The following is a 19,359-nucleotide window of genomic DNA, read 5'->3' as shown; positions in this document are numbered from 1 at the left end:
CTTGCACCCAGTCAAGACAAGGCCCCGACCCTTCCTGCCCGGTCATCGGCAACAATTCATGTCATCGATGCGGGGAGGAAGAGGCCGGGGCCCCACCTCTACCTTAGTTACCGCTGGAATTCAGCGCTTCGGTCAGTGCGGCTTCCACCTCACTGGCGCTCACACGCAGCGGTTTGTCGGCATCACGACGACGCTTGCGCTCGCTGTGGTAAGCCAGACCGGTACCCGCCGGGATCAGACGACCCACGACCACGTTCTCTTTCAGACCGCGCAGATAGTCGCGCTTGCCGGTTACCGCCGCCTCGGTCAGTACACGGGTGGTTTCCTGGAAGGAAGCCGCCGAGATGAACGATTCGGTGGACAGCGAGGCCTTGGTGATACCCAGCAGCACACGCGAGAACTTCGAGATGAACTTGTCTTCGCTGGCCAGACGCTCGTTCTCCACCAGCACCTGAGTCAGTTCCATCTGGTCGCCTTTGATGAAGCTGGAGTCGCCCGACTCGCTGATCTCGACCTTGCGCAGCATCTGACGCAGGATGGTCTCGATGTGCTTGTCGTTGATCTTCACGCCCTGCAGACGGTACACGTCCTGGATCTCGTTGACGATGTACTTCGCCAGCGCGCTCACACCCAGCAGACGCAGAATGTCATGCGGATCGCTCGGACCGTCCGAGATCACCTCACCGCGGTTGACCTGTTCGCCTTCGAAGACGTTCAGGTGGCGCCATTTCGGAATCAGCTCTTCGTACGGATCGCTGCCGTCGGTCGGGGTAATGACCAGACGGCGCTTGCCCTTGGTCTCTTTACCGAACGCGATAGTACCGCTGACTTCCGCCAGGATCGACGCTTCCTTCGGACGACGCGCCTCGAACAAGTCGGCAACGCGCGGCAGACCACCGGTGATGTCGCGGGTCTTGGACGTTTCCTGCGGAATACGCGCGATAACGTCACCGACACCGATCTGAGCACCGTCAGCCACACCGACGAGGGCATTGGCTGGCAGGAAGTACTGAGCCGGTACGTCGGTACCTGGCAGGTACAGATCCTTGCCATTGGCATCGACCATCTTGATCGCTGGACGGATTTCCTTGCCAGCAGCCGGGCGATCCTTCACGTCCATCACTTCAATGTTGGTCAGACCGGTCAGTTCGTCGGTCTGGCGCTTGATGGTGATGTTCTCTTCCATGCCCACGAAGGTCACGGTACCTTTCAGTTCGGTGACGATCGGGTGGGTGTGCGGGTCCCACTTGGCGACGATGGCGCCAGCTTCGACCTTGTCGCCTTCCTTCACCGAAATCACGGCACCGTACGGCAGTTTGTAGCGCTCACGCTCACGACCGAACTCGTCGGCAATGGCCAGTTCACCGGAACGCGATACCGCGACCAGATTGCCATCGGCACGCTCGACCTGCTTCAGGTTATGCAGACGCACCATGCCGCCATTCTTCACCTGAACGCTGTCGGCAGCCGAAGTACGGCTTGCAGCACCACCGATGTGGAAGGTACGCATGGTCAGCTGGGTACCCGGCTCACCGATCGACTGCGCGGCGATGACGCCGACAGCTTCACCGATGTTCACCTGGTGACCACGGGCCAGATCGCGACCGTAGCACTTGGCGCAGATGCCGAAGCGGGTTTCGCAGCTGATCGGCGAACGCACGATCACTTCGTCGATGCTGTTCAGCTCGATGAATTCGACCCACTTCTCGTCGACCAGGGTGCCGGCCGGAACGATGACGTCTTCGGTACCCGGCTTGAACACGTCACGGGCAATGACACGACCCAGTACGCGCTCGCCCAATGGCTCTACGACGTCGCCGCCTTCGATGTGCGGAGTCATCAGCAGACCGTGGTCGGTACCGCAGTCGATCTCGGTCACCACCAGATCCTGCGCGACGTCCACCAGACGACGCGTCAGATAACCGGAGTTCGCAGTCTTCAGTGCGGTATCCGCCAGACCCTTACGAGCACCGTGGGTCGAGATGAAGTACTGCAGTACGCTCAGACCTTCACGGAAGTTCGCAGTGATCGGCGTCTCGATGATCGAGCCGTCCGGCTTGGCCATCAGACCACGCATACCGGCCAACTGACGGATCTGTGCAGCGGAACCCCGCGCACCGGAGTCAGCCATCATGTACATCGAGTTGAAGGATTCCTGATCGACTTCGTTACCTTCGCGGTCGATGACTTTCTCTTTCGAGAGGTTGGCCATCATCGCCTTGGACACTTCGTCGTTCGCCTTCGACCACAAGTCGATAACCTTGTTGTACTTCTCGCCCTGAGTGACCAGGCCGGAGGCGTACTGACTCTCGATTTCTTTAACTTCATCAGTGGCCGAGCCAATGATGCGGGCTTTTTCGTCAGGGATAACGAAGTCGTTAACACCGATCGAAACGCCGGAAATGGTCGAGTAGGCAAAGCCGGTGTACATCAACTGGTCGGCAAAGATGACGGTTTCCTTCAAACCAACCACGCGATAGCACTGGTTGATCAGCTTGGAAATGGCCTTTTTCTTCATCGGCTGGTTGACCACGTCGTACGGCAGACCTGCCGGAACGACTTGGAACAACAGGGCACGGCCGACGGTGGTGTCGACGATACGAGTGTTCTTGACCACAGAACCGTCACGCTCTTTCACGGTTTCGTTGATACGAACCTTGATTTTCGCGTGCAGAGCGGCTTCGCCGGCGCGGAATACGCGGTCGACTTCCTGCAGGTCGGCGAATACACGACCTTCACCCTTGGCATTGATGGCCTCACGGGTCATGTAGTACAGACCCAGTACAACGTCCTGCGACGGAACGATGATTGGCTCACCGTTGGCTGGCGACAGAATGTTGTTGGTCGACATCATCAGCGCACGCGCTTCGAGCTGGGCTTCCAGCGTCAGCGGCACGTGAACGGCCATCTGGTCACCGTCGAAGTCGGCGTTGTACGCAGCACAAACCAGCGGGTGCAGCTGGATAGCCTTGCCTTCGATCAGAACCGGCTCGAACGCCTGGATACCCAGACGGTGCAGGGTCGGTGCACGGTTGAGCAGTACGGGGTGTTCGCGGATCACCTCGGCGAGCACGTCCCACACCTCAGGCAGCTCGCGCTCGACCATCTTCTTGGCAGCCTTGATGGTGGTCGCCAGACCACGCATTTCCAGCTTGCCAAAAATGAACGGCTTGAACAGCTCGAGGGCCATCTTCTTCGGCAGACCGCACTGGTGCAGACGCAGGGTCGGGCCTACGGTAATTACCGAACGGCCAGAGTAGTCCACGCGCTTGCCGAGCAAGTTCTGACGGAAGCGACCCTGCTTACCTTTGATCATGTCGGCCAGGGACTTCAGCGGACGCTTGTTCGAGCCAGTGATGGCGCGACCGCGACGGCCGTTGTCGAGCAGGGCGTCGACCGCTTCCTGCAGCATGCGCTTTTCGTTGCGCACGATGATGTCCGGTGCCGACAGATCGAGCAGGCGCTTCAGACGGTTGTTACGGTTGATCACCCGACGATACAGGTCGTTCAGGTCGGAGGTCGCGAAGCGGCCGCCATCCAGCGGCACCAGCGGACGCAGGTCCGGCGGCAATACTGGCAGGACGGTCAGAACCATCCACTCAGGCAGGTTGCCCGAGCCCTGGAAAGCTTCCATCAGCTTCAGGCGCTTAGACAGCTTCTTGATCTTGGTTTCCGAGTTGGTCTGCGGAATTTCTTCACGCAGGCGGCCAATCTCGTGCTCCAGGTCGATCGCGTGCAGCAGCTCGCGGACAGCCTCGGCACCCATGCGGGCGTCGAAGTCGTCACCGAACTCTTCCAGCGCTTCGAAGTACTGCTCGTCGTTCAGCAACTGACCCTTTTCGAGCGTGGTCATGCCCGGATCGATGACGACGTAGCTCTCGAAATAGAGCACGCGCTCGATGTCACGCAGGGTCATGTCCATCAGCAGGCCGATACGGGACGGCAGCGACTTCAGGAACCAGATGTGGGCAACGGGCGAGGCCAGCTCGATGTGCGCCATACGCTCACGACGAACCTTGGCCAGAGCAACTTCAACGCCGCACTTCTCGCAGATCACGCCGCGGTGCTTGAGGCGCTTGTACTTGCCGCACAGGCATTCGTAGTCCTTGACTGGGCCAAAGATCTTGGCGCAGAACAGGCCGTCACGCTCAGGCTTGAACGTACGGTAGTTGATGGTCTCCGGTTTCTTGACTTCACCGAACGACCACGAGCGGATCATTTCAGGCGACGCCAGACCGATGCGGATGGCGTCGAACTCTTCGACTTGACCCTGGTTTTTCAGCAGATTCAGTAGGTCTTTCAAGGCCTTTCCTCCTGGCGGAGCAGGGAGCGGGCATTACCTGCCCCACCCCCTTCGCGTCACGTGTTATTCGGTTTCCAGATCGATATCGATACCGAGCGAACGGATCTCTTTGATCAACACGTTGAAGGACTCGGGCATGCCCGGCTCCATACGGTGATCGCCATCCACGATGTTCTTGTACATCTTGGTACGGCCGTTCACGTCGTCCGACTTCACTGTGAGCATTTCTTGCAGGGTGTATGCCGCGCCGTATGCTTCCAGCGCCCACACTTCCATCTCCCCGAAACGCTGACCACCGAACTGCGCCTTACCACCCAGCGGCTGCTGGGTAACCAGGCTGTAAGAACCAGTGGAACGCGCGTGCATCTTGTCGTCCACCAAGTGGTTCAGCTTGAGCATGTACATGTAACCAACGGTCACTGGACGCTCGAACTTGTTGCCGGTACGACCATCGAACAGCACCATCTGGCCGCTCTCTGGCAGATCGGCCAGCTTCAGCATGGCCTTGATCTCGCGCTCCTTGGCACCGTCGAAGACTGGAGTGGCCATTGGCACGCCTTTCTTCAGGTTGTTGGCCAGGGCGAAGATCTCTTGATCGGAGAACTCGTCGAGGTTTTCCTGACGACCACCGATCTCGTTGTAGATCTCGGTCAGGAAGCTACGCAGTTCGGCAGCCTTGCGTTGCTCTTCGATCATGCGGTCGATCTTCTCGCCCAGCCCTTTGGCCGCGAGGCCCAGGTGGGTTTCGAGAATCTGACCGACGTTCATACGCGAAGGTACGCCCAGCGGGTTCAGTACGACATCGACCGGTGTACCGTTGGCGTCATGCGGCATGTCTTCAACCGGCATGATCACCGAGACGACACCCTTGTTACCGTGACGACCGGCCATCTTGTCACCCGGTTGGATGCGACGGCGGATAGCCAGGTAGACCTTGACGATCTTCAGTACGCCTGGAGCCAGGTCATCGCCCTGCTGCAGCTTACGCTTCTTGTCTTCAAACTTGTCGTCGAGCAGACGACGGCGATCAACGATGTACTGCTGAGCCTTTTCCAACTGCTCGTTCAGTGCATCTTCGGCCATGCGCAGCTTGAACCACTGACCATGCTCTAGACCGCCCAGCACTTCGTCGGAGATCACGGTGCCTTTCTTCAGGCCCGCGCCGCCGTCGACCACTTGGCCGTTCAGCGCAGAGCGCAGACGCTCAAAGGTCGCGCCCTCAACGATACGGAACTCTTCGTTGAGATCCTTGCGGATCTCGTCCAGCTGCATCTTCTCGATGGCCAGGGCTCGGCTGTCGCGCTCGACGCCATCACGGGTGAAGACCTGAACGTCGATAACGGTGCCCTTGGTGCCAGTTGGCACACGCAGGGAGGTATCTTTGACGTCGCTGGCCTTCTCACCGAAGATCGCCCGCAGCAGTTTCTCTTCTGGCGTCAATTGGGTCTCGCCTTTCGGAGTGACCTTACCGACCAGAATATCGCCGGCGCCAACCTCGGCACCTACGTAGACGATACCGGCTTCGTCCAGCTTGTTCAGCGCAGCTTCACCCACGTTCGGGATGTCCGCAGTGATTTCCTCTGGGCCAAGCTTGGTGTCACGCGCCACACAGGTCAGTTCCTGGATGTGGATCGTGGTGAAACGGTCTTCCTGAACCACACGCTCGGAGAGGCAGATGGAGTCTTCGAAGTTGAAGCCGTTCCACGCCATGAACGCGATGCGCATGTTCTGGCCCAAAGCCAGCTCACCCATATCGGTGGACGGACCATCGGCCATGATGTCACCACGCGCGACAACGTCACCTTTGCTGACCAGCGGACGCTGGTTGATGCAGGTGTTCTGGTTCGAGCGGGTGTACTTGGTCAGGTTGTAGATATCCACACCGGCTTCGCCGGTCTCGACTTCATCATCCGCGACGCGAACCACGATCCGGCTGGCATCGACCGAGTCGATTACACCGCCACGACGAGCGACTACACAAACGCCGGAGTCACGGGCAACGTTGCGCTCCATGCCGGTACCTACCAGCGGCTTGTCGGCACGCAGGGTGGGTACAGCCTGGCGCTGCATGTTCGAGCCCATCAATGCACGGTTGGCGTCGTCGTGCTCGAGGAACGGAATCAGCGAGGCTGCAACGGAAACGACCTGCTTCGGCGAAACGTCCATCAGGGTGACGTCTTCCGGCGCCTTGACGGTGAACTCGTTCAGGTGACGAACAGCAACCAGCTCATCGATGAGCTGCTTCTTGTCGTTCATCGCAGCCGAAGCCTGGGCGATCACATGATCGGCCTCTTCGATTGCCGACAGGAACACGATGTCGTCGCTGACCACACCTTCTTTCACCACGCGGTACGGGCTTTCCAGGAAGCCGTACTGGTTGGTGCGGGCATAGGCCGCCAGGGAGTTGATCAGACCGATGTTCGGACCTTCCGGCGTTTCGATGGGGCACACGCGGCCATAATGGGTCGGGTGTACGTCACGCACTTCGAAGCCGGCACGCTCACGGGTCAGACCACCTGGGCCGAGCGCGGAAACGCGGCGCTTGTGAGTGATCTCGGAGAGCGGGTTGTTCTGGTCCATGAACTGGGAAAGCTGGCTGGAACCGAAGAACTCCTTCACCGCCGCCGCAACCGGCTTGGCGTTGATCAGGTCCTGCGGCATCAAGCCTTCGCTTTCAGCCATCGACAGACGTTCCTTGACTGCACGCTCTACGCGCACCAGGCCAACACGGAACTGGTTCTCGGCCATCTCGCCAACGCAACGTACGCGACGGTTGCCCAGGTGGTCGATGTCGTCGACGATGCCCTTGCCGTTACGGATGTCGACCAGCGTCTTCAGCACGTCAACGATGTCTTCCTTGCTCAGCACGCCCGAACCTTCGATCTCGGTCCGACCGATACGACGGTTGAACTTCATGCGGCCTACGGCCGACAGGTCGTAACGCTCAGCGCTGAAGAACAGGTTGTTGAACAGGGTTTCGGCAGCGTCCTTGGTCGGCGGCTCGCCTGGACGCATCATGCGATAGATTTCGACCAGTGCTTCCAGCTGGTTGCTGGTAGTGTCGATCTTCAGCGTATCGGCAATGAACGGACCGCAGTCGATGTCGTTGGTGTACAGCGTCTCGATGCGCACGACCTGAGCTTTGGCGATTTTGACCAGCAGATCGGTAGTCAGCTCAGTATTGCACTCAGCCAGGATCTCACCCGTTGCCGGATGCACGATGGCCTTGGCAGTGGTGCGACCAATGACATATTCCAGCGGGACTTCCAGCTGTTTGACGCCGGACTTCTCGATCTGGTTGATGTGACGCGCGGTGATCCGGCGACCCTGCTCGACGATGACCTTGCCGGTTTCGTCGGTGATATCCATCACCGCGACTTCACCACGCAAACGCTGGGCAACCAGCTCCAGGCTCAACTTCTCGCCGGAAACGTGGAATACGTTGGTGGTGTAGAAGGTGTCCAGGATCTCTTCGGTGCTGTAGCCCAGCGCGCGCAGCAGGACGGACGCCGGCAGCTTGCGACGACGGTCGATACGCACGAACACGCAGTCCTTCGGATCGAACTCGAAGTCCAACCACGAGCCGCGGTAAGGAATGATGCGAGCGGAGTACAGCAGCTTGCCGGAGCTGTGAGTCTTGCCACGGTCGTGGTCGAAGAACACACCTGGCGAACGGTGCAGCTGGGAAACGATCACACGCTCGGTACCGTTGATAACGAAGGTACCGTTCTCAGTCATCAGGGGGATTTCACCCATGTAGACTTCTTGCTCTTTGATGTCCTTGATCGCTTTGTTCGACGACTCTTTGTCGAAGATGATCAGGCGCACCTTGACCCGCAGTGGGACCGCGAAGGTCACGCCACGCAGGACACATTCCTTCACATCGAAGGCAGGCTCGCCCAGGCGATAGCCTACGTACTCCAGGGCAGCATTGCCGGAGTAGCTGATGATCGGGAATACCGATTTGAAGGCCGCATGCAGACCGACGTCGCGGAACTGATCCTTGGATGCTCCCGCCTGCAGGAATTCGCGATACGAATCCAGCTGGATGGCCAGGAGGTACGGCACATCCATGACGTCCGGCAACTTGCTAAAGTCCTTGCGGATACGTTTTTTCTCAGTGTATGAGTAAGCCATCAGCGTTCCCCAGCTTGGTCACCTGCTTGTTTGGCTTCTCCCGGCGGGAGCAGCCAGAAAATCGTGCAAACCCCTTGGTTTGCGCCACCCACATGGGTGTCTTGCAGCTCGTTATCGGGGCCGACAGGATCGGCCACCAATAACGGAAAAAGGCCGGTGGCACAGGCCACCAGCCATCAGCCCTACGCTTGACGCTCAGGCTGCAGTCGCAAAGTCGAAATTACTTCAGCTCGACTTTAGCGCCAGCTTCTTCCAGCTTCTTCTTAGCGTCTTCAGCGGCTTCTTTCGAAACGCCTTCAGCTACGACCTGAGGAGCGCCATCGACTTTCTCTTTGGCTTCTTTCAGGCCCAGACCAGTCAGTTCGCGAACGGCTTTAATGACGTTCACTTTCTTGTCGCCAGCTTCGAGCAGGACAACGTTGAACTCGGTTTGCTCTTCGGCAGCAGGAGCGGCAGCAGCTGGGCCAGCGGCAACAGCGGCAGCAGCGGTAACGCCGAAGGTTTCTTCCATCGCTTTGATCAGTTCAACAATTTCCAGAACGGTTTTCTGGCCGATCGCTTCGATGATTTGCTCGTTAGTCAGAGACATGACTATGAATTCCTGTATTGGGGTGACAGCCTACGCGGCCATCAAATTAAACGTTTGATTTCGAGAGAAACTACGCTGCCTCAGGCAGCCGCTGCTTCTTTCTGGTCGCGCAGAGCAGCCAGGGTACGTGCCAGCTTGCTGGTTGCACCTTGGATCACGCTCATCAGCTGTGCGATAGCCTCGTCGCGAGTTGGCAGAGTTGCCAGCACGTCGATCTGGTTAGCGGCAAGGAACTTGCCGTCGAACGCAGCTGCCTTGATCTCGAACTTGTCCTGACCCTTGGCGAATTCCTTGAACAGACGGGCAGCGGCGCCCGGGTGCTCGTTGGAGAACGCGATCAGGGTCGGGCCGGTGAAAGCGTCGTTGAGAACACTGAATTCAGTGTCAGCAACAGCACGCTTGAGCAGGGTGTTACGTACGACACGTACATAAACACCAGCTTCACGAGCCTCTTTACGGAGTCCGGTCATTGCGCCTACAGTCACACCACGGGCATCAGCCACGACAGCGGACAGAGCGACTTTGGCAGCCTCGTTGACTTCAGCGACGATGGCCTTCTTGTCTTCGAGTTTAATTGCCACGGGTTTACTCCTGGTTTCTACCGTTTCATCTGGCCGAGGCCGGATGTCGTTTTGGTGTCTGATTCGCGAGCGAATCGGGAGCACCATCTGCGTAGGCTTGGGTTTTAAGACTTGCGTCGCCTACGGTCTTGGACAGCCCCCGCCAGGCAGGGACCCCAATCTTGTTGCCGTCGGCGCGCTCTAGAGAGCGCACCGACGCTGTATTACACGTCCAGCGAGCTCTGATCGATGACCAGACCCGGGCCCATAGTGGTGCTCAGGGTAACGCGCTTGACATAGATACCTTTCGAAGAAGCCGGCTTGATGCGCTTCAGGTCAGCGATCAGGGCCTCAACGTTTTCCTTCAGCTTGCCAGCTTCGAAGCCGACCTTGCCAACGGAGGTGTGGATGATACCGTTCTTGTCGGTACGGTAGCGAACCTGACCAGCCTTGGCGTTTTTCACGGCAGTGGCTACGTCTGGGGTAACAGTACCGACTTTCGGGTTAGGCATCAGGCCACGAGGACCGAGAACCTGACCCAACTGACCAACGACACGCATGGCATCAGGGGATGCGATGACTACGTCGTAGTTCAGATCGCCGCCTTTCATTTCAGCAGCCAAGTCGTCCATGCCGACGCGGTCTGCACCGGCAGCCAGAGCGGCTTCAGCAGCAGGACCTTGGGTGAAGACGGCAACACGTACGGTCTTGCCAGTGCCGTGTGGCAGCACGGTAGCGCTACGAACGACCTGGTCGGATTTACGCGGGTCAACACCCAGGTTTACGGCGATGTCGTAGGACTCGACGAACTTGGCAGCAGGCAGCGAGGCCAGCAGCGTTGCAGCTTCTTCGAAGTTGTAGGCTTTGCCAGCTTCGATTTTTTCGGCGATAGCCTTTTGGCGCTTGGTCAGCTTAGCCATTACACACCCTCCACGTTCAGGCCCATGCTGCGGGCAGAGCCAGCGATGGTGCGTACAGCTGCGTCCAGGTCAGCGGAAGTCAGATCGGCCTGCTTGGTCTTGGCGATCTCTTCCAGCTGAGCACGGGTGACGGTACCGACTTTGACGGTGTTCGGACGTGCCGAACCGCTGGTCAGGCCGGCAGCTTTCTTCAGCAGAACCGAGGCAGGCGTGCTCTTGGTCTCGAAGGTGAAGCTACGGTCACTGTAGACGGTGATGATCACTGGAGTCGGCAGACCAGCTTCTTGACCCTGAGTACGGGCGTTGAAAGCCTTGCAGAACTCCATGATGTTCACACCGTGTTGACCCAGTGCTGGACCAACGGGTGGGCTTGGGTTGGCCTGGCCGGCCTTTACTTGCAGCTTGATGTAAGCCTGAATCTTCTTAGCCATGAGCTACTCCAAAATCGGGTTCGAACGCCTGGTGGCTCCCCGGATAACTTGCGTTTTATCCCAGTGACGACAAAACCCCGCAGCACGTAGAGCTGCGGGGTAAGGGATGCGCCGTCCAGTTAGACCTTTTCGACCTGACTGAACTCGAGCTCCACCGGAGTGGAACGACCGAAAATGAGCACCGCAACCTGCAGACGACTCTTTTCGTAGTTAACTTCTTCGACGTTGCCATTGAAGTCAGCAAACGGACCATCAATGACACGAACCACTTCACCGGGCTCGAACAACGTCTTCGGCTTAGGCTTGTCGCTACCATCGGCAACGCGACGCAGAATAGCTTCGGCCTCTTTATCGGTGATTGGCGCAGGCTTGTCTGCTGTACCACCAATGAAACCCATGACGCGAGGGGTATCCTTGACCAAGTGCCAAGTCCCTTCGTTCATTTCCATCTGCACCAGGACATAACCTGGGAAGAATTTACGCTCACTCTTGCGCTTCTGGCCGTTGCGCATTTCGACGACTTCTTCGGTCGGGACGAGAATCTCGCCAAACCCGTCTTCCATGCCTGCCAGCTTTACGCGCTCGGTGAGGGAGCGCATGACATGCTTCTCGTAACCCGAGTAAGCATGCACAACATACCAACGCTTAGCCACGAGACACCCTTAGCCAACAATCAAGGAAACCAACCAACCGAGCAGGGAATCGAGACCCCACAACAGCAGCGCCATAACGAGCACGACAGCAACAACGATCAACGTGGTCTGCGTAGTCTCTTGGCGGGTCGGCCACACGACTTTACGAATCTCGGCACGTGCTTCCTTCGCAAGCGTAAAGAACGATTTACCCTTCGCGGTCTGCAGAGCAACGAAACCTGCAGCAGCTGCCAGGGCAAGGAGCGCCAGAACGCGGTACAGGATAGGAGCAGCGGAGTAATACTGGTTACCCACAACGCCTACGACAACCAATGCAACTACAGCCAGCCACTTGATCAGATCGAAACGCGATTCTTGGGCTTCAGTTTTGGGAGTCATCGGGGAGGATCCTGTAAGAAGAAAGCCAATCACACCGAGGTGAATGGCAGGTCAGGAGGGAATCGAACCCCCAACCTACGGTTTTGGAGACCGTCGCTCTGCCAATTGAGCTACTGACCTTTAACGCTGTATCAGGCCGGCCATTATGCCGACCTGATCGAGATAAATCAACTACTTATTCAATAATTTTAGCTACGACGCCGGCGCCGACGGTACGACCGCCTTCACGGATGGCGAAGCGCAGACCGTCTTCCATTGCGATGGTCTTGATCAGAGTGACAGTCATCTGAATGTTGTCACCTGGCATTACCATTTCAACGCCTTCCGGCAGTTCGCAGTTACCGGTCACGTCAGTGGTACGGAAGTAGAACTGAGGACGGTAGCCTTTGAAGAACGGCGTGTGACGGCCACCTTCTTCCTTCGACAGGACGTAGACTTCTGCGGTGAACTTGGTGTGCGGCTTGACCGAACCTGGCTTGACCAGAACCTGGCCACGCTCAACGTCGTCACGCTTGGTACCACGCAGCAGAACGCCGCAGTTCTCGCCAGCACGACCTTCGTCCAACAGCTTGCGGAACATCTCAACGCCGGTGCAGGTGGTGGTGACGGTGTCACGCAGACCAACGATTTCCAGCGCATCCTGAACGCGGACAATACCACGCTCGATACGACCCGTTACAACGGTACCACGGCCCGAGATCGAGAATACGTCTTCGATCGGCATCAGGAACGGCTGGTCGACGGCACGAACTGGCTCAGGAATGTAGCTATCCAGAGTCTCTACCAGCTTCTTGACAGCAGTAGTGCCCATTTCGTTGTCGTCTTTGCCTTCCAGCGCCATACGAGCCGAACCGATGATGATCGGGGTGTCGTCGCCTGGGAAGTCGTAGGTGGACAGCAGGTCGCGAACTTCCATCTCGACCAGTTCCAGCAGCTCAGCGTCGTCTACCAAGTCAGCCTTGTTCAGGAAGACCACGATGTACGGAACGCCAACCTGACGGGACAGCAGGATGTGCTCACGGGTTTGCGGCATCGGACCATCAGCGGCCGAGCACACCAGGATCGCGCCGTCCATCTGGGCAGCACCGGTGATCATGTTCTTCACGTAGTCAGCGTGACCTGGGCAGTCAACGTGAGCGTAGTGACGAATGGTCGAGTTGTACTCAACGTGAGCGGTGTTGATGGTGATACCGCGCGCTTTTTCTTCCGGAGCCGAGTCGATCTTGTCGAACTCAACGGCTGCCGAACCGAATACTTCGGAGCAGACGCGAGTCAGAGCTGCGGTCAGAGTGGTCTTACCGTGGTCAACGTGGCCGATGGTGCCGACGTTAACGTGGGGAAGGGAACGATCAAACTTTTCCTTAGCCATCGATACAATCCTCCGCAGAAGAAAAATGGTCACTACACTGATAAAACAAAGGCAGATATTTTCATATCTGCCTTGTTTAAATGGAGCTCTTGAGCGGACTTGAACCGCTGACCTCACCCTTACCAAGGGTGTGCTCTACCAACTGAGCTACAAGAGCAAAACTCTTTGTGCAACAACAGCAAACTTGGAGCGGGTAGCGGGAATCGAACCCGCATCATCAGCTTGGAAGGCTGAGGTTCTACCACTAAACTATACCCGCGAGCTTGCAGCTCTCGCTAAAACTGGTGGAGGGAGAAGGATTCGAACCTTCGAAGCTCTCGCAACGGATTTACAGTCCGTCCCCTTTGGCCGCTCGGGAATCCCTCCAGATGTGGCCGGCATTCTAGTTGGCTGCCGCACCATCGTCAAGCATTTTTTCAATTAAATCTGAAAGTTAGCTGCTTTGACGACACTTGCAGTTGAACCGTATGAGCGGTGTTCCCTGCGAAGCGGGCGCCATTCTATCAATCTATTCAGCAGTTGCAATACCTTGGCAGAAAATAATTTTGTGCTTCAACTCTTTGAAATCACTGGAAAGAGTGGCCAGCACGTTGCCATCCAGCAACCGCTCGCTCTCAGCCCCAATCTTGAGCCAGAACCCTTCCGCGCCCGGTAGTAGCCCCTGGACTTGGCGGGCACTGATATCAAGACTCAGCAGGCGTTGGCGCAGAGCGTCGACATCATCCTGACTTCGCAATCCACCCACCACCAAGCATTCGTCCTGTCGTCGAGCAGGTGCTTGAGCGGCTGTCTCGCGCAACAGCCGAATCTCCTGCTGGCTTCCCTTGTACAGCGAGAGCGGCGCTATTTCCTTGATACGTAATGGCGCCTCCTGCTGGTGCCACACGTAGTAGACGACATTGAGCACCAGCAACAACAGGAACAACCAACGCATAGGCACCTCAATTCAAGGGGCAGGCCATCGCAAGGCCGACAAAGACCAAGTCGGGAACAACCCGCGCTCCAGGTGCCGAAACGTCCACGAGAGGCGCATCCCCACCGGTGAGGAATATGCTGAATTCGTCACCCCACAAGGCGCGAGCCTGATCAATCTGCGTGCGAGCGAAGCCCTGCAACATCAACACGCACCCGCGCTCTACCGCTTCGACCGTCGAGCGGCCGGGGAGCAAACTGGTCAATGCGCGCTCGGCTGAGGCATCATCGTAGCGAATTCGGCGCGTATGGGTACGTAGCTGGCTGCGCATCAAAGGCATACCCGGACAGATGTACCCGCCTAGATGCTGTCCATCGGCCGCCACGAAATCGGCTTTGGCAGCTGTACCAAAATCCATTACCAAGCAGGCGCCCTTGGCCAGATGAAAAGCACCCACAGCAGCAAGCCAACGGTCCATTCCCAAGCGCTGATGATCTGTGTAGCCATTGCGCACGCCCGCCATTTCAGTGGCCGGATGCGCAGCCTGAACGATCACACCGAAATCACGAGTGATCGCCCTCATCAGCGCATCGGTTTCCTCTTCACTGCGCACGCTGACCATTCTGGCCCCACGAAGATGCGCATTAGGCAGTTTTGCTACCTGCGCGATCAAGGCCTGGTCCGAGTCAACGATACCGCCACCCACAATAATGGCGTCATCAGCATGGATCACCCGCCATTTGATAAAGCTGTTACCACAGTCGAGCTCAAGAATCATTCCGCAACCTCAACCCAAGCTCTCCGCCGCTGAAGCTCTTCTCGACGCCGTTGACGTTCATACGCAGGCCACCCTGCCCGTCCACACCCAAAACGACACCATCCACCGTATGATTGCCGGCTATCAGCGAGACGCTTCTGCCCTGCCATACATGCGCCTGCTCCCATTCATGCTGGAATCCGAGGAAGCCTTCGTGATGATGACGTGCAAGCACATGCTGTAAATTTCCGTTGAGCCGAGCAACCAGCTGGTTGCGGTCGATAAGTTCGCCCGTCTCACGCCGTATCGAAGTCCATTGCTGATCAACCTGGTTGTTATTCTGCATGTTCACGTTGATACCAATCCCCAGTACCACATGGCAGACATCTGCAGGATCGCCGACCAGCTCGAGCAGAATGCCAGAGATCTTCCGGGTACCGACTAACACGTCATTCGGCCATTTGAGTCCCGCCTCCGCCACCCCAAACTCCTGCAGAGTACGCATCACGGCAAGCCCGACCACCAGACTTAGACCTTCAAGCTGACGCATGCCGCCTTCGACGCGTATCACCAGGCTGTAGTAAAGGTTTTCAGCGAACGGACTGACCCACTGCCTGCCACGTCGACCACGGCCGGCTTTCTGGCGCTCGGCAATAATGACAAAAGGCGCGGCCTGACCCTGTGCTACACAGCGCAAAGCCTCGGCATTGGTGGAGTCGATGATGTCGTGAACCTGAACTGGCCATGCCTCACTTTCGGCGTAGGCCGCAATCGCCGTTGAGTCGAGAAGGCTCAGTGGCGTTGCCAGCTGGTAACCGCGCCCACGCACTTTGTGGATAACCAAATCCAGCTCGGCCTCCAGGTGCTGAAGCTGCTTCCAAACCGCACTGCGGCTTACCCCCATGGATTGCCCTAAAGCCTGGCCGGAATGAAACCGCCCATCCTTAAGGAGATTCAACAACTTCAGCATGCCAGTCTCGACTTGTAATAAGGCAGGCATGATAGCCACGGGTTGCTGGATTGCATAGGGAAAGGGCCGAGCCCAGCCAACACACTCCAGACATGGTAGCTATGAGGCACCGACTTGTGAGGGCAGCGCTGATATTGAAAACACCAAAAAGACAAAACCCCTACCTGCTCACGCAGATAGGGGTTTTGCGAAATGAATCTTGACGATGACCTACTCTCACATGGGGAAACCCCACACTACCATCGGCGATGCATCGTTTCACTGCTGAGTTCGGGATGGGATCAGGTGGTTCCAATGCTCTATGGTCGTCAAGAAATTCGGTTGCCAGTGCGTCCCTGCGGACACCCCAGCCTATTCGGATATGTGATTCTGTGGTTCGTCGCGAACTTTCGGTTCTCTCGTCTTCACCACCACAATTCGGCGCTCACGCTCAAATTGCTTGGGTGTTATATGGTCAAGCCTCACGGGCAATTAGTATGGGTTAGCTCAACGCCTCACAGCGCTTACACACCCCACCTATCAACGTCGTAGTCTTCGACGGCCCTTCAGGGGATTCTAGATCCCAGTGAGATCTCATCTTGAGGCAAGTTTCCCGCTTAGATGCTTTCAGCGGTTATCTCTTCCGAACATAGCTACCCGGCAATGCCACTGGCGTGACAACCGGAACACCAGAGGTTCGTCCACTCCGGTCCTCTCGTACTAGGAGCAGCCCCTCTCAAATCTCAAACGTCCACGGCAGATAGGGACCGAACTGTCTCACGACGTTCTAAACCCAGCTCGCGTACCACTTTAAATGGCGAACAGCCATACCCTTGGGACCGGCTTCAGCCCCAGGATGTGATGAGCCGACATCGAGGTGCCAAACACCGCCGTCGATATGAACTCTTGGGCGGTATCAGCCTGTTATCCCCGGAGTACCTTTTATCCGTTGAGCGATGGCCCTTCCATACAGAACCACCGGATCACTAAGACCTACTTTCGTACCTGCTCGACGTGTCTGTCTCGCAGTCAAGCGCGCTTTTGCCTTTATACTCTACGACCGATTTCCGACCGGTCTGAGCGCACCTTCGTACTCCTCCGTTACTCTTTGGGAGGAGACCGCCCCAGTCAAACTACCCACCATACACTGTCCTCGATCCGGATCACGGACCTGAGTTAGAACCTCAAGGTTGCCAGGGTGGTATTTCAAGGATGGCTCCATGAGAACTGGCGTCCCCACTTCAAAGCCTCCCACCTATCCTACACAAGCAAGCTCAAAGTCCAGTGCAAAGCTATAGTAAAGGTTCACGGGGTCTTTCCGTCTAGCCGCGGATACACTGCATCTTCACAGCGATTTCAATTTCACTGAGTCTCGGGTGGAGACAGCGCCGCCATCGTTACGCCATTCGTGCAGGTCGGAACTTACCCGACAAGGAATTTCGCTACCTTAGGACCGTTATAGTTACGGCCGCCGTTTACCGGGGCTTCGATCAAGAGCTTCGCTTGCGCTAACCCCATCAATTAACCTTCCGGCACCGGGCAGGCGTCACACCCTATACGTCCACTTTCGTGTTTGCAGAGTGCTGTGTTTTTAATAAACAGTCGCAGCGGCCTGGTATCTTCGACCGGCATGGGCTTACGGAGCAAGTCCTTCACCCTCGCCGGCGCACCTTCTCCCGAAGTTACGGTGCCATTTTGCCTAGTTCCTTCACCCGAGTTCTCTCAAGCGCCTTGGTATTCTCTACCTAACCACCTGTGTCGGTTTGGGGTACGGTTCCCAGTTATCTGAAGCTTAGGAGCTTTTCTTGGAAGCATGGCATCAACCACTTCGTCGCCTAAAGGCAACTCGTCATCAGCTCTCGGCCTTGAAATCCCGGATTTGCCTAAGATTTCAGCCTACCACCTTAAACCTGGACAACCAACGCCAGGCTGGCCTAGCCTTCTCCGTCCCTCCATCGCAATAACTGCAAGTACAGGAATATTAACCTGTTTTCCATCGACTACGCTTTTCAGCCTCGCCTTAGGGACCGACTAACCCTGCGTCGATTAACGTTGCGCAGGAAACCTTGGTCTTTCGGCGTGCGAGTTTTTCACTCGCATTGTCGTTACTCATGTCAGCATTCGCACTTCTGATACCTCCAGCAAGCTTCTCAACTCACCTTCACAGGCTTACAGAACGCTCCTCTACCGCATCACCAAAGGTGATACCCGTAGCTTCGGTGCATGGTTTGAGCCCCGTTACATCTTCCGCGCAGGCCGACTCGACTAGTGAGCTATTACGCTTTCTTTAAAGGATGGCTGCTTCTAAGCCAACCTCCTAGCTGTCTAAGCCTTCCCACATCGTTTCCCACTTAACCATGACTTTGGGACCTTAGCTGACGGTCTGGGTTGTTTCCCTTTTCACGACGGACGTTAGCACCCGCCGTGTGTCTCCCATGCTCGGCACTTGCTGGTATTCGGAGTTTGCATCGGTTTGGTAAGTCGGGATGACCCCCTAGCCGAAACAGTGCTCTACCCCCAGCAGTGATACATGAGGCGCTACCTAAATAGCTTTCGAGGAGAACCAGCTATCTCCGAGCTTGATTAGCCTTTCACTCCGATCCACAGGTCATCCGCTAACTTTTCAACGGTAGTCGGTTCGGTCCTCCAGTCAGTGTTACCTAACCTTCAACCTGCCCATGGATAGATCGCCCGGTTTCGGGTCTATACCCAGCGACTAAGCGCCCTATTAAGACTCGCTTTCGCTACGCCTCCCCTATTCGGTTAAGCTCGCCACTGAATATAAGTCGCTGACCCATTATACAAAAGGTACGCAGTCACCTAACAAAGTAGGCTCCCACTGCTTGTACGCATACGGTTTCAGGTTCTATTTCACTCCCCTCTCCGGGGTTCTTTTCGCCTTTCCCTCACGGTACTGGTTCACTATCGGTCAGTCAGTAGTATTTAGCCTTGGAGGATGGTCCCCCATGTTCAGACAAAGTTTCTCGTGCTCCGTCCTACTCGATTTCATTGAAAAGAGACTTTCGTGTACGGGGCTATCACCCACTATGGCCGCACTTTCCAGAGCGTTCCACTAATCTCAAATCAACTTAAGGGCTGGTCCCCGTTCGCTCGCCACTACTAAGGGAATCTCGGTTGATTTCTATTCCTCAGGGTACTTAGATGTTTCAGTTCCCCTGGTTCGCCTCTTGCACCTATGGATTCAGTACAAGATACCTAGGTTATCCTAGGTGGGTTCCCCCATTCAGAGATCTCTGGATCACAGTCTGTTTGCCGACTCCCCAAAGCTTATCGCAGGCTACCACGTCTTTCATCGCCTCTGACTGCCAAGGCATCCACCGTATGCGCTTCTTCACTTGACCATATAACCCCAAGCAATCTGGTTATACTGTGAAGACGA

12 protein-coding genes, 4 tRNA genes and 2 rRNA genes are annotated in these 19,359 nt (G+C 56.8%); all 18 read right to left on the bottom strand.

Annotated features, from left to right (window positions below):
* Positions 1-103 precede the first annotated feature (103 nt).
* The 18 genes from rpoC to GKC70_RS02425 all read right to left on the bottom strand — a co-directional run bounded on the left by rpoC (position 104) and on the right by GKC70_RS02425 (position 19,321).
* Positions 104-4,303, bottom strand: coding sequence for a DNA-directed RNA polymerase subunit beta' (rpoC, locus tag GKC70_RS02510; protein WP_029614354.1), 4,200 nt, complete (start codon positions 4,301-4,303; stop codon positions 104-106).
* Between the two features lie 63 nt (positions 4,304-4,366).
* Positions 4,367-8,440, bottom strand: coding sequence for a DNA-directed RNA polymerase subunit beta (gene rpoB, locus GKC70_RS02505; RefSeq protein WP_039581072.1), 4,074 nt, complete (start codon positions 8,438-8,440; stop codon positions 4,367-4,369).
* 220 nt (positions 8,441-8,660) lie between these two features.
* Positions 8,661-9,029, bottom strand: coding sequence for a 50S ribosomal protein L7/L12 (gene rplL, locus GKC70_RS02500; protein WP_029614619.1), 369 nt, complete (start codon positions 9,027-9,029; stop codon positions 8,661-8,663).
* A gap of 80 nt (positions 9,030-9,109) precedes the next feature.
* On the bottom strand, positions 9,110-9,610 hold the full coding sequence (gene rplJ, locus GKC70_RS02495) for a 50S ribosomal protein L10 (RefSeq protein ID WP_029614620.1): 501 nt from the start codon (positions 9,608-9,610) through the stop codon (positions 9,110-9,112).
* Positions 9,611-9,813: 203 nt separating this feature from the next.
* On the bottom strand, positions 9,814-10,509 hold the full coding sequence (gene rplA, locus GKC70_RS02490) for a 50S ribosomal protein L1 (protein WP_029614621.1): 696 nt from the start codon (positions 10,507-10,509) through the stop codon (positions 9,814-9,816).
* The gene (gene rplK / locus GKC70_RS02485) at positions 10,509-10,940 is read right to left on the bottom strand and encodes a 50S ribosomal protein L11 (protein ID WP_028633698.1); all 432 of its coding nucleotides are present in this window, start codon (positions 10,938-10,940) and stop codon (positions 10,509-10,511) included. The genes rplA and rplK overlap by 1 nt, the downstream gene beginning before the upstream one ends.
* A 119-nt stretch (positions 10,941-11,059) precedes the next feature.
* Entirely contained in the window at positions 11,060-11,593 is a 534-nt protein-coding gene (nusG, locus tag GKC70_RS02480; RefSeq protein ID WP_029614622.1) for a transcription termination/antitermination protein NusG, read from the bottom strand.
* 9 nt (positions 11,594-11,602) lie between these two features.
* Positions 11,603-11,971, bottom strand: coding sequence for a preprotein translocase subunit SecE (gene secE / locus GKC70_RS02475; RefSeq protein ID WP_029614623.1), 369 nt, complete (start codon positions 11,969-11,971; stop codon positions 11,603-11,605).
* 44 nt (positions 11,972-12,015) lie between these two features.
* A tRNA-Trp gene (locus GKC70_RS02470) sits at positions 12,016-12,091 on the bottom strand.
* A 55-nt stretch (positions 12,092-12,146) separates the two neighbouring features.
* Entirely contained in the window at positions 12,147-13,340 is a 1,194-nt protein-coding gene (gene tuf, locus GKC70_RS02465; protein WP_342650351.1) for an elongation factor Tu, read from the bottom strand.
* 81 nt (positions 13,341-13,421) lie between these two features.
* A tRNA-Thr gene (locus GKC70_RS02460) sits at positions 13,422-13,497 on the bottom strand.
* Positions 13,498-13,525: 28 nt separating this feature from the next.
* Positions 13,526-13,599 (bottom strand) — tRNA-Gly (locus GKC70_RS02455).
* A gap of 23 nt (positions 13,600-13,622) precedes the next feature.
* A tRNA-Tyr gene (locus GKC70_RS02450) sits at positions 13,623-13,706 on the bottom strand.
* Positions 13,707-13,848: 142 nt separating this feature from the next.
* Positions 13,849-14,274, bottom strand: coding sequence for a hypothetical protein (locus tag GKC70_RS02445; protein WP_029613949.1), 426 nt, complete (start codon positions 14,272-14,274; stop codon positions 13,849-13,851).
* Between the two features lie 7 nt (positions 14,275-14,281).
* Positions 14,282-15,031, bottom strand: a complete 750-nt coding sequence (locus GKC70_RS02440; RefSeq protein ID WP_342650350.1) for a pantothenate kinase — start codon at positions 15,029-15,031, stop codon at positions 14,282-14,284.
* Positions 15,021-15,980 (bottom strand): bifunctional biotin--[acetyl-CoA-carboxylase] ligase/biotin operon repressor BirA, encoded by a 960-nt coding sequence (birA, locus tag GKC70_RS02435; protein WP_342650349.1) that lies wholly within the window; start codon positions 15,978-15,980, stop codon positions 15,021-15,023. Before birA ends, GKC70_RS02440 begins: the two co-directional genes overlap by 11 nt.
* A 197-nt stretch (positions 15,981-16,177) precedes the next feature.
* Positions 16,178-16,293 (bottom strand): 5S ribosomal RNA (gene rrf, locus GKC70_RS02430).
* A gap of 137 nt (positions 16,294-16,430) precedes the next feature.
* A 23S ribosomal RNA gene (locus GKC70_RS02425) occupies positions 16,431-19,321 on the bottom strand.
* Between the last annotated feature and the right edge of the window lie 38 nt (positions 19,322-19,359).

Source organism: Pseudomonas sp. REB1044 (genome assembly GCF_038813925.1).
GTDB lineage: Bacteria > Pseudomonadota > Gammaproteobacteria > Pseudomonadales > Pseudomonadaceae > Aquipseudomonas > Aquipseudomonas boreofloridensis.
This window is presented reverse-complemented; position numbering and strand designations above follow the sequence as displayed.